Annotated in this window: 11 protein-coding genes and 1 other annotated feature; of the genes, 2 read left to right on the top strand and 9 right to left on the bottom strand. The window is 37.0% G+C overall.

Going from position 1 to position 10,660, the window contains the following annotated elements:
• Window positions 1–633 precede the first annotated feature (633 nt).
• Both mobQ and MST18_RS16520 read right to left on the bottom strand, forming a co-directional pair.
• Window positions 634–2,388, bottom strand: coding sequence for a MobQ family relaxase (mobQ, locus tag MST18_RS16525; RefSeq protein ID WP_257250407.1), 1,755 nt, complete (start codon window positions 2,386–2,388; stop codon window positions 634–636).
• A 300-nt stretch (window positions 2,389–2,688) separates the two neighbouring features.
• Window positions 2,689–3,908 (bottom strand): IS3 family transposase gene (locus MST18_RS16520; RefSeq protein WP_180134041.1). Its coding sequence is split into 2 segments (ribosomal slippage): window positions 2,689–3,632 and window positions 3,632–3,908, totalling 1,221 coding nucleotides; the frame shifts between segments, so codons are not numbered across the junction.
• Window positions 3,517–3,633: a sequence feature (AL1L pseudoknot), on the bottom strand. Its footprint overlaps the gene before it by 117 nt.
• Window positions 3,909–3,958: 50 nt before the next feature.
• Here MST18_RS16520 and MST18_RS16515 point away from each other — a divergent pair.
• Complete coding sequence (locus tag MST18_RS16515; protein WP_257250405.1) at window positions 3,959–4,240, top strand: hypothetical protein; 282 nt, start codon at window positions 3,959–3,961, stop codon at window positions 4,238–4,240.
• A gap of 39 nt (window positions 4,241–4,279) precedes the next feature.
• Here the strand turns inward: MST18_RS16515 and MST18_RS16510 are convergent.
• The 4 genes from MST18_RS16510 to MST18_RS16495 form a co-directional block, all read right to left on the bottom strand.
• Window positions 4,280–5,445, bottom strand: a protein-coding gene (locus MST18_RS16510) for an IS3 family transposase (protein WP_119285041.1) whose coding sequence is annotated in 2 segments (ribosomal slippage) — window positions 4,280–5,187 and window positions 5,187–5,445 — 1,167 coding nt in all. Because the reading frame shifts where the segments join, the coding sequence is not laid out codon by codon here.
• Window positions 5,446–5,552: 107 nt separating this feature from the next.
• Window positions 5,553–5,846 (bottom strand): type II toxin-antitoxin system RelE/ParE family toxin, encoded by a 294-nt coding sequence (locus MST18_RS16505; protein ID WP_074947749.1) that lies wholly within the window; start codon window positions 5,844–5,846, stop codon window positions 5,553–5,555.
• Window positions 5,836–6,081: a type II toxin-antitoxin system RelB/DinJ family antitoxin gene (locus MST18_RS16500; protein ID WP_111885987.1), complete on the bottom strand. Its 246-nt coding sequence runs from the start codon at window positions 6,079–6,081 to the stop codon at window positions 5,836–5,838. Before MST18_RS16500 ends, MST18_RS16505 begins: the two co-directional genes overlap by 11 nt.
• Window positions 6,082–6,255: 174 nt before the next feature.
• The gene (locus MST18_RS16495) at window positions 6,256–6,456 is read right to left on the bottom strand and encodes a hypothetical protein (protein WP_163146734.1); all 201 of its coding nucleotides are present in this window, start codon (window positions 6,454–6,456) and stop codon (window positions 6,256–6,258) included.
• A gap of 739 nt (window positions 6,457–7,195) precedes the next feature.
• Here MST18_RS16495 and MST18_RS16490 point away from each other — a divergent pair.
• The gene (locus MST18_RS16490; protein ID WP_159124549.1) at window positions 7,196–8,764 is read left to right on the top strand and encodes an ATP-binding cassette domain-containing protein; all 1,569 of its coding nucleotides are present in this window, start codon (window positions 7,196–7,198) and stop codon (window positions 8,762–8,764) included.
• 213 nt (window positions 8,765–8,977) lie between these two features.
• Here MST18_RS16490 and MST18_RS16485 read toward each other — a convergent pair whose 3' ends face one another.
• Genes MST18_RS16485 through repM form a run of 3 tightly spaced genes read right to left on the bottom strand, consistent with a single transcriptional unit; the run spans window position 8,978 to window position 10,660 of the window.
• A complete protein-coding gene (locus MST18_RS16485; protein WP_001125247.1) occupies window positions 8,978–9,121 on the bottom strand; it encodes a hypothetical protein in 144 nt (47 codons plus the stop codon).
• A gap of 20 nt (window positions 9,122–9,141) precedes the next feature.
• Entirely contained in the window at window positions 9,142–9,717 is a 576-nt protein-coding gene (locus MST18_RS16480) for a plasmid replication DNA-binding protein (RefSeq protein WP_002011656.1), read from the bottom strand.
• The gene (repM, locus tag MST18_RS16475; RefSeq protein ID WP_001208778.1) at window positions 9,710–10,660 is read right to left on the bottom strand and encodes a replication initiation protein RepM; all 951 of its coding nucleotides are present in this window, start codon (window positions 10,658–10,660) and stop codon (window positions 9,710–9,712) included. The genes MST18_RS16480 and repM overlap by 8 nt, the downstream gene beginning before the upstream one ends.

Genomic DNA, 10,660 nt, shown 5'->3' with positions numbered 1-10,660 from the left:
GAAGCACCAGTATTATTTATTATGCTATGACACAATAATTAATTTTAGTGCTATAAGCAAGGTAAACGGTGTCATATTGCAAGGTAAACGGTGTCATATTGCAAGGTAAACGGTGTCATATTGCAAGGTAAACGGTGTCATATAGCCTTTGAAAGTATTGCCAATAAAGGCTTTCAGCGTGTCTAAAAGTATTTAAAAACTTTAAAATAATTAAAAGCCCAGGCAAGGAAAAATTGCCCTTGGTTTTCGCTGCGCTCAAACTCTATTGAATCTCGCTTTCGCTCGATTCGTTGGGGCAATTTTTTGGCTCATTGGGTTGTGACTTTAAAAAAAAGCAAAAGCAGCTCGGAATTCGCTTCGCTCATGAGCTTTTTACTCGCTTCGCTCGACATAAAGCCATCGTAATCAGTTCGCACCCATTCGGGATGCTCTGATTCTGAGTTCTTGATACACAGGGGAGCCTGTAATCAGGGAAAAACAGGTGAAAAAATTTAGATCCCTGTAGTTCGCTCGTAGACACTCGCTAAATGCTCTCATTTGCGATTTAAGAGTTTTTTCTTAACTCAACTATAAATCTACTGTGGTTTAGCAAAACATCGCTAAAAACCCTATTTTTTTGCGTTTAAACAGCATTCACCAAGGTCGGTAATCGTTGTTATTTTCATTTTCTGGTTTTTTAGGCTCATTTTTCTGCTGTTTTTCCAATTCTTGGCGTTTTAAAAATGCCAAATGTTCTCGTTCGTGTCTTTCTTGTTCATAGCGTTGTTCTTTTTGCTCTCGTTCTTTACGTAATTGCTCTCTAAATTCACTTTCTCTGCGATCATTTTCAATTCTTCGTTGGCGATCTACTTCCGCTTGGCGTACTTGCTGCATTCTTTCTTGTTCAATTTTGAGATCATCTGCCCGTTTTGCTTTAAGGAGGGGACTCATATCATCATTAAAATCATGTAGGGTATCGAATGAATGAACGTACTCTCGTTTTAGCTTCTGCCAAAACGTGGGTTTTATCGTTGGTCGTTCAATCCCATTATTTTCCAGTATCTCTGAGCATTGACCTAAGCGTTGGACGACATTCTCAATATCGTATTCTTTAGCAAGTTGTTCGACCTCGGTTGCGTATTCTCTCCAGTTCTCATTTTTTGCCTGTTCTACTGATTTTTCAGTCGCATAAAAATCAGGTTTTTTTATATCTCTGTAAGTATGATGATAAGAGTCATAAAACAAATTATTGCTATGTAGGTAAAAATCGCTTTTGTTTTCTGCTAACCATCGTTTTGTCTTGGTGAGATTTGATTCAATCTGCTTTTGATTATCAGCAGCATTGCTTTGAATGGTGTAAAACTGATTGGCAAATTCTGCATAAATATCTTGGCACCGGATGAAGTCATCATATGCGTTGTCGATCTGTTGAACCTGTTGTTCTTGCAGGCGTTCTTCTTCTAGGTTGAGATTTACTAATTCTGCTAAAAGCTCTTTTTCTTCTGCTTCGGTTAACTGAAGTTCGTTTTCCAGCTGGGTAATCTGATCTTCTAATCGACTTGGAACAATAATTTCTTGATCAAGGCCCTTGATGATCTGTTGGTATTCTCGTGCAGCATCTAAATTTTTGGCTTTGATTGCATCATTTTCAAGTGCAATTCTTGGCAGCACAATTTCAGTGTTACGTTCTTCAAGCGGTCTTTTTTGTTCCTCGTCATATTGTCTGCGAAGTGCTGTAGCTTCATGCCCTTCATGATGAGTGGGTTCAAGAAAGTCTAAGCCCTGATCCTTGTAACTCCGGTGGTCGATGCGTTCGTCTAGTCCGGCATTTTCCAATACTGTGTTTACAACATTGGCAAAAGTTGCTCGGCTGTCCTTCAGGATCTCGGGACCATGGTCGTTGAAGATTCTTTGTTTCTTTCCTAATTCGCCTTTTTCATTGATGAGTCTGGTCGTGAACATCATGTGTACGTGATAGTTTTTATTATTGGTTTCATCGTTATGTTCATGTGGTGCATGGATGCAGGCATCGACAATAACATTGTGCTTGTTCACAAAGTCTCGGCAAAAGTCATCAACGATTTTTATGCGTTCTGCATCTGTTAATTCATGTGGTAAAGCACAGATATATTCTTTGGCGAGTCGTGCATTGGCTTTCATTGAGCCATTGGCATTGAATTCTTTTTTTTCTACTGTATTCCAAAGTGTTTGACGGTCTAAAAGTTTTGTATTGGTATGTTCTGGTGCATAAATATTTTTGTATTCAAGTCCCTTTTTTTTAGTGTAGTCCTGAGTCTTTCCAAAAGTCAGATCCTCTAATTTTTCACAGGCACGATAAGCAGCACAAGCAACGGCTGAACGTCCGTCACTTCGTGAGATGTTGCTTTCATTCAAATGAAAAATTGCCACTTTAAAAACCTAAATTTCTGCATACCGTGGTTTTGATTTTTGCAACTTTGAAAAAGTTGCTGACCATGCTAAAGCGAGGTCATGGGGTACAGGGGTTTCCCCTGTCGCAACGTCCACTTTTGAATGAAATGATAAAAGTGGGTAAGTGCGCCCTTCATTTCATTCCGGGAAAACTCCGCTTCGCTACGTTTGATATTGCTCGCTTTGTTTTTTGACTCTATGATGATGTTTGATTATTGATCATCACGGTTTAATACTATGTGAACCGTACCGGGTTTGTCGGAGACTTTTTTATTTAAGTTAGGCCACCTGACCTAACGGGTCAATCTTATCATAGTACATTGCTTCGAACTCAAAAGGCGATACATAACCCAGTGCACTGTGTACACGCTTTTTATTGAACCAATCTACCCAGTTTAGTGTCGCAAGTTGTACATCTGCTAAACCTTGCCAATCTGCTTTTAAATATTCAATCACCTCTGTTTTGTATAAGCCATTCACCGTTTCAGCCAAAGCATTATCGTATGAATCACCAGTCGTACCGACTGATGCTCGTAAATTTGCAGCTTCTAAACGATTGGTATAGCGAATAGAAAGATATTGAACACCTCTATCGGAATGATGAATCACATTCTTTGGCATGCCTCGATCGTGCAATGCTTGCTCAAGTGCATCGAGCACCATATCTGTATTCATCCGTGTAGATACTTTCCATCCAACAATTGCTCGTGAGAATACATCAATAATAAAGGCGGTATAGACCCAGCCTGAATGAGTTTGAATATACGTAAAGTCACTCACCCACAGTTGGTCAGGATGATCAGCATTAAAATTACGTTTCACTAAATCATCTGCTCTTTTTTGATCATCTCGGCTACGGGTGGTTTGTTTATTCTTACCACGCCAAACACCTTGTATAGCTAGCTTCTGCATCAATCGAGCAACTGTACAACGTGCGATAACATAACCTTCACGTTTCAATTGTTGCCAGACCTTACGCACACCATATCGACCTGAACTTTCTTTCCAAATTCGTTGAATTTGTTCAGCATGATGCTCATCATGTAGATCTCGTTTCGCTCGATGTTCTGGATTGTCAGCGAGATCTAAAGTTCGGTAATAGGTTGAAGCTGCGATCGGTAAAATCCTACAAATCGCATCAACACCATATCGATCTTTATTGTTATGGATAAAATCCACCATTATTTGTGTGGGCGGTCGAGCTCCGCCTGGGCGAAAAAAGCGGCTGCTTTACGTAGAATCTCATTGGCGCGTTGCAGTTCTTTATTTTCGCGTTCGAGTTGTTTGATACGTTCTTGGTCTGAAAGCTGCTGTACTTTAACTGGATTTTGTTTATCTAAATATTTTTGATACCAAACACGAAGTGTTTCAGGAGTACAACCAATCTTAGGCGCAATTGCTGTGATCGCAGCCCAATTCGATGGATAATCTTTTTCGGATTCAATCAATAATTGAACCGCTCTATCTCTGATTTCAGGGGTGTATTTTACTTTTTTCATCGGGACATTCTCTCAAGAAAAGTGGTCTCCGACAAACCCGGTACGGTTCAATGTCAGATATTCAAGAAAAGAAAGATGCAGTTTTAAAGAAGCTCACTAAAGCACAGCAGAAGAAGTTATCTCTACAAGAGCAAATTGAGTATTTGAAAAAAGAACAAGAGCAGATCTTAGAACAGGCAAAACAGAAACAGAATGAGCTTAAACTTAAGCAGCAAAAACTTTTAAGTGAAGCCAAAGCTCAAGAACGGAAAAATGAAACTAGACGGAAAATTTTGCTTGGCGCTTGGGTTTTGAATAAATTTAAGAATGATGAATCTTTTAAACATCAATGATGTGTGCTGAATTAGCAGGAGACTTTCACTTGGGAGATTCTAGGCAGCTAACCGATAAAAGTCTTCTGCCATTTGATTTGGTGTCTTAAAATCCAAGCCTTTTTGAATTCTTCGCTGATTATAAAATAACTCTATATATTTTGTAATATCCGCTTTGGCTTCTTCCCTTGTTTTGTAGTTGCGATGATGGACTAGTTCATTTTTGAGTATGCCCCAGAAACTCTCTATCGGTGCATTATCAAAGCAGTCGCCTTTTTTGCTCATTGAACCCTGAAAATCAAATTTCTCAAGTAAGTTTCGATATTCATTACTGCAATATTGGCTGCCTCTATCTGAATGTACAATGAGATCTTTAGCAGGTTTCTGATTGCGAATAGCCATATTCAATGCATCACAAACAAGCTTGGCTGTCATGCGCTCATTTAAGCTATAGCCAACAACCTGTTTCGTGTAAAGATCTTTGACAGCTGCCAAGTACAACCAGCCCTCAGCCGTCCAAATGTAGGTAATGTCACTCGACCACGCAAGATTAGGCTTCGTCATTGAAAACTGTTGCTTGAGTAAATTGTCATAAATAGAACGGTTGTGATCACTGTTCGTGGTTCTTTTGAAACGCTTATGGCGCTTACAATACAACTGATTTGATTTTTTTATTTGGCGCACAGCATACGTACTTATTTTGATACCTTGCGCTTGTAAATGCTTGGTTAATCGAACATAGCCATAGCTTTGTTTGGTTTCTTCATGGGCTATTTTGACCAAAATTGTCTGCTGATTTCGCTGAATTGATCTTTTACTCATGCCTCGCTTTAGCCAATCATAAAAGCGAGAAACGGATACACGAAGTAATCGAGCCATTAAAATAATCGGAAATAAGTGGCTTTGCGATTTCATATAGGCGTACCTCACTGACTTTCTTTGGCAAAGTACGCTGCTGCCTTTTTTAAAAATTCACGTTCCATTTCAGCTGTTTTGAGCTGTTGTTTAAGCTTCTTATTTTCTTCGAGTAAGGCGTTTAGATCGGGCGAATACTGTTTTGTGCCTGCTAAAGTTCCAGCCTTTGCTTTGTTATTCCAGTTCGAAAGGGTTTGCATTGAAATGCCAAGTTGTCTAGCGGATTCCGATACATTACCTTGGTTCTCTTCAATGGCTTTTATGGCTTCAGCTTTAAATTCTGCGGTGTAAGTCTTCTGTTTCTTGCTCATGGTAAACTCCTAATGAGTATGTATAGTTTACCAAGTTAAACCCTCCTGTTTTTTAAGCACACATCACGTTATGCGAAGTCAAAAATGGGAGCTCTAAGCTCCCATTTTTAGTCTTTAATGCGCTTTTTCGCTTCGTCATAAACTATGCTGTCAGCTCGTTTCCCAACCGTAATGAGCAAGATAACTACCTGATCATCTTTAACTTGATAAACTAGTCGGACTCCAGCCTTTAATAATTTAATTTTGTAGCAACCTGCAAGATCACCTCTAAGCATATTCTTTGGAATATGTGGCTGCTCTATGACCTTGGCAAGTTTTTTCTTAAATTGATCTCTTATAGCACTAGGAAGCTTTTCCCATTCAGCTGTGAAGTCCTTATGACGTAAAAGCTTATAAGTCATCTAAAGTAATTTCCTCAAACATTTCTTTAGGATCATTAATACGTTTACGAACAATCGCTAATAGCTCGGTATCCTCTTCTGAGAGTAAGGCTTTTTGTACAGGGAGTTTCCCAGTCGCTGCAATGTATTCAAGGACATTTGTAAAAAACTCAGTAGGTGCAATACCTTGTTCTCTTAGAACTGAATAAGATTTTTCTTTAAGGGCTTCATCGACCCTGAAGTTAACAGTAGCCATTATTTTTCCCATTTATTGAATGCATAGGAATATTGTAATGCAAGTTGCATTACGTGGCTAGTTCGTATAATCCGTATTATGTTAATTTCAGAGAAACTATTACAAATAGAATATTACTTTTATATTCTCAAATGAGCCGCTATCTTTCTTAAAAAATACTATAAATAACTGTTATTACTGATTATTATTTTTTAAATCAGGGCGAATTTTATAAATATTATTTTGGAGTTCAAAAATATGACTGAGAGCTTTTCCTATCAGTAAGATATTTTCTCTATTTTCTAGTGATGGATCTGATTGAATCTTACTAGGAATACTGTCTAATAATATTGCAGCTTGATACAAATCATCATTTATTTTTTTTAATTGATCCATTTTTCTCTTCTATATATGTTGGTAAGGATCCCAATCATATTACATTGAGATCCTGATTTATTAGGCCGTGGTATATCTTGTTGTAGCTTCTCTAGTTTCTGAACTAAAAAGGTTTAATAATCTATCCGATGATGGTACAGGAAGATTTGGTGGATTCCAATCACCTGTAGTGATGCATGTATTTAAAGAGTTTCCACACTCTGACATTCCACCGCTACCAGCAGACCCATAGACATCAATACAGTCTGCATAATATTCTGCACACATCACAATTCTTTCGTTAAATAATATGAAGGCGTTGTAGGATCATATGCAAGAGCAAGACTACTAGTTATTATTGTACTAATTAGAACTATTTTTTTTAAGAACATAAGAAAATTGCAAAAGTGCATATTCTAAAAGCGGACATTTTTACTTTGGAGAAACCGGACATTTCTACTTTGGGCTTACATCTAAGTTTCGTATAACCGCCATTATGTTAAATAACTTTTAGAAGCTTTAGTACAAGCTTGACAGATTGTCTTATCATTATAAAATAACCTTATTCAAATCATCCTCCCAAGAGTAACGCCAATGAAGTAAGTCATTTTCTCATCATTATTTTTAAACTTTTGATGTGCAAAATAGATTCTACTTGTGGCTATATATTCTTGGTCTCTACTTTATATCCTAAATAATATATTGTTTTTTATAAGTTAATCTTCACTATTTTGCATATCCTCTACATGAGGAATTTTTTATGCAACATGCATGTATTGCTTCAAACTTAAATTTAGAATTTTCTACACAGAAAATGTTTGATCAGCTAAACATTACGCTTTTATCAGGACAGGTTTCTGCATTAATTGGACGTAATGGTTTAGGTAAATCCCTATTGTTCAGAATATTAGATCAAAGCCAAGCTTTAGATATTCATTATAGTGGTCAAGTTTCATGGAATATCCAACATGATTATTTGGCACAATTAGAACGCCTTAATGCTGAAAATATTGCACAAGCATTAGAGGTAGATCATTTACATCATGCTTTTCGGCGTATAGAGAACAATACAGCTAGTTTTGATGATTATGAGTTAGTTGAAAATACCTGGGATTTACCACAAAAATGGCAAAATATACTTGAAAATGCTGACTTACCTACGGATTTGAACTTTCCAACAGAAAAACTGAGTGAAGGACAAAAAACAAAGCTGGCTTTATGTCGTTTGTTTTTAAAAAAGGATCACTATCTACTTTTAGATGAACCAAGCAACCATTTAGACTCAACATCTAGACAATGGTTAATTGAGAGTATTTTGGCACACCCTAGTGGTGTATGCCTGATTAGTCATGATCGCCAATTACTCAATCAAGTCCAACATATTTATGCTTTAACTGAATTAGGCTTACAACACTACAAAGGTAATTATGAGCATTACATTCAACAGCATCAGCTACACATGGATGCATTAACTCAGTCTATTAATAATGAGAAAAAAGAATTAAAGCAGTTAAAACAACGGCAACATGATAGCTTAATGAAAGCGAATAAACGTCAATCTAAAGGCAATGAACTTCGTGATTCTAATTCTCAAGCAAAGATTTTTCTAGATTTCAAAAAGGAAAATGCTGGACAAAGCTTAGGTAAGCTACGTGCCCAACAAACTCGACAAACTGATGATTTGAAAAATAGTCTGATTAATAGGCAGACCATTGTAGAAAAAATCAAAGCTCAGAAGTTTGAATTCCACTTACAGAGTACGAAGCAAGGAGAGATTTTAAGAATTCATGATTTAAAGCTACCCCATACAGCAACAAATAAAATTAATTTTGCATTGAAAGCTGGCGAAAAAATCCATCTTAAAGGTGCTAATGGAATTGGTAAATCAACCTTATTGAAATTGATTTCTACCCATCAACGTGATGATATTTTCTTTAGTGGAACATGTTTGTATTTAGATCAAAACTTTAGTTTATTAAATAATGATTTATCCGTAATCGAAAACCTTGCACTTTATAACTCCAATCTTACTGAAGTTGAGTGGAGAAATTTGTTAGGTCAGTTACGTATTCGTCGTGAAAAAGCTTTATTAAAACTATCAGAACTGAGTGGTGGTGAAAAATTGAAAGTCGCATTATTAGCAATGAGTCACTATCCTGATGGTATTGATTTATTATTGCTTGATGAACCAGAAAATCATTTAGATATTGAGTCTAGAGAGCTTCTATCGCAGGCTATTAGCCAATATCAGGGCGCTGTAATTTTAGTTTCACATGATCATTTTTTTGTTGAACAGTGTGAAATATCTGAAGAGTATTTAATTGAGTAAAATGACATTTTCAAATATATAGATTTATTAGTTCTACTAAAATTAACATAATACACCTTATACGAAATGCTTTATAATTATCCTTAGAAATCAATGATGTAGTTTCTAGTTGATAGCCCACCTTCCCCAAGGTGGGTTTTTTTTATGATTTTTCACGTTCCACGCCTACTATTTAATCAATGTTTCACACTTTTGATTAGCTCAATTGAATAATCAGGATGCCTGGTCTTTTTCTTTTTGGCGTTCATCCAGCTCTTTCTTCAGTGCCTTTTTATCCTGGTACGATGCAATTAGCATAATCGGGATCAGCAGCGGAGCCACAATAATGCCCAGGGCAATGTCTTTCAGTTTCGGCATGATTTCTCTCCCTAGATTGCTCAGTCATGATCAAAAACAGCATTTAGCACACGGCCAAATAATCCACGTTTTTTGTGTTGTGGCACTGCCACATTTTGCAACGTGGCATGCTGTAGCGTTTGGGTGTGGTATGCCGTAGTTTCTTGCTGTGGCACTGCCACATTTTCTGCAATATTTAATTCATTATTCTTTTTATTATCATTGTCTTGTTGTGTTGTCGCATGCTGTGGTAGATCGGTGTCGCATGCCGTAGCATCTTGTTGTGGTGCTGCTGTGGCAGGTGCAACACTTTTCAGCTCAATGAGTGTTTGCATACGGTCAATTTGTTGCATTAACCGTTCTTCACGTTCTTGGTATTTTTTGACTTCATTTTCTAAATGGGCAATAAGTTTTTTTGTAGATTCATCACCTTCTTGCTTAGATGATTCAATTTTTTGAGATGTTTGCTCAGGTTCTCCAAAGCATCGGATGACCTCTGCTAGATCGAATTGTCCATCACTGGAGCGTGATAAACGTCCATTACGTACAGCTCTGTAAATGGTTGATCTATCCACATGAAATTTTTTAGATACTTCACTTAGTGATAACTTAGCCATTTACGGTGTCCTTTTTATTTGATGGCATATATCCCACTTTTTTTAGGTATGGGTATAGTTCTTTTATTCGGTCAGGGTCTTGCAGCATCTCAGCAATACGAACAGCAAATTGCGGATAGCTTTCAGTTCCCTGGGAATAACGACCCATTTCAGGAAGTTCAGAAAGTTTATTTGCAAACATATGGCGTTGTGCATCAGTCATCTTCGTAAAGAGATCTAACGTATTCGGATCTCTTTCTATCGGTGGGTTGTCCTTCTTTTTCTGTTTAAAAGTAAAAGAGAATCCTGAAATTGATCGACCTCTTTTGTGTTGCTCATACTTCACAGTGATATCTGTATGTTCGTTAATTTGTTTAATAGCAAGCTCAAGTACACTAGTTTTAAAGCGTTCCATACGCTTGTACTCTGTATCGAGTACGCCAATTCTTTGACGGAAATCACTTAGCTCTATAACAGGAGTAGAGCCAGTACTTCTCCAAGCAATTAATAATTCATATAAGCGAACAGCATAAGCACTGCTGAGATTACTAACTTGTTGCAATTCGTATTTAGTGAAATGCTCTTCTAAGCGTGTAATTAAGGGAACTATGGCAGGGGCAAAGATAAGTTTAACTACTGCTTCATTATCTACATATCCAATTTCACTAACCCAACGGGATCTATAGTTCTCAATATTCCCTCGTTCATTTATTTTTTGATAGCTAAATTGTCTTGCAAATAAATCATTACAGGCATCTTTTAATGCTTGATAAGCCGTATTGCGATGTACGCCAAATTGATTGATATAACCTTCTGCATGTACTTCAAGGGGATCATTAGCATTAATACCTTTCCCGCTTTCTCTTGCCTCAACAATGGCCAATAAAATTAAACGTTGTTCTACTAAATCTAAGTTATAGCTTGCATTAATTAAGGCATTGTCTTTTACAACTAATTCTCTCAT

This window comes from Acinetobacter sp. YH12068_T, from assembly GCF_024606005.1.
In the GTDB taxonomy this organism is placed as follows: domain Bacteria; phylum Pseudomonadota; class Gammaproteobacteria; order Pseudomonadales; family Moraxellaceae; genus Acinetobacter; species Acinetobacter amyesii.
This window is presented reverse-complemented; position numbering and strand designations above follow the sequence as displayed.

Coding starts and splice junctions, on each gene's coding strand:
- MST18_RS16515 (WP_257250405.1), top strand. CDS start 3,959: ATGTCAGATATTCAAGAAAAGAAAGATGCAGTTTTAAAGAAGCTCACT.
- MST18_RS16505 (WP_074947749.1), bottom strand. CDS start 5,846: ATGACTTATAAGCTTTTACGTCATAAGGACTTCACAGCTGAATGGGAA.
- repM (WP_001208778.1), bottom strand. CDS start 10,660: ATGAGAGAATTAGTTGTAAAAGACAATGCCTTAATTAATGCAAGCTAT.
- MST18_RS16490 (WP_159124549.1), top strand. CDS start 7,196: ATGCAACATGCATGTATTGCTTCAAACTTAAATTTAGAATTTTCTACA.
- MST18_RS16480 (WP_002011656.1), bottom strand. CDS start 9,717: ATGGCTAAGTTATCACTAAGTGAAGTATCTAAAAAATTTCATGTGGAT.
- MST18_RS16500 (WP_111885987.1), bottom strand. CDS start 6,081: ATGGCTACTGTTAACTTCAGGGTCGATGAAGCCCTTAAAGAAAAATCT.
- MST18_RS16495 (WP_163146734.1), bottom strand. CDS start 6,456: ATGGATCAATTAAAAAAAATAAATGATGATTTGTATCAAGCTGCAATA.
- MST18_RS16485 (WP_001125247.1), bottom strand. CDS start 9,121: ATGCCGAAACTGAAAGACATTGCCCTGGGCATTATTGTGGCTCCGCTG.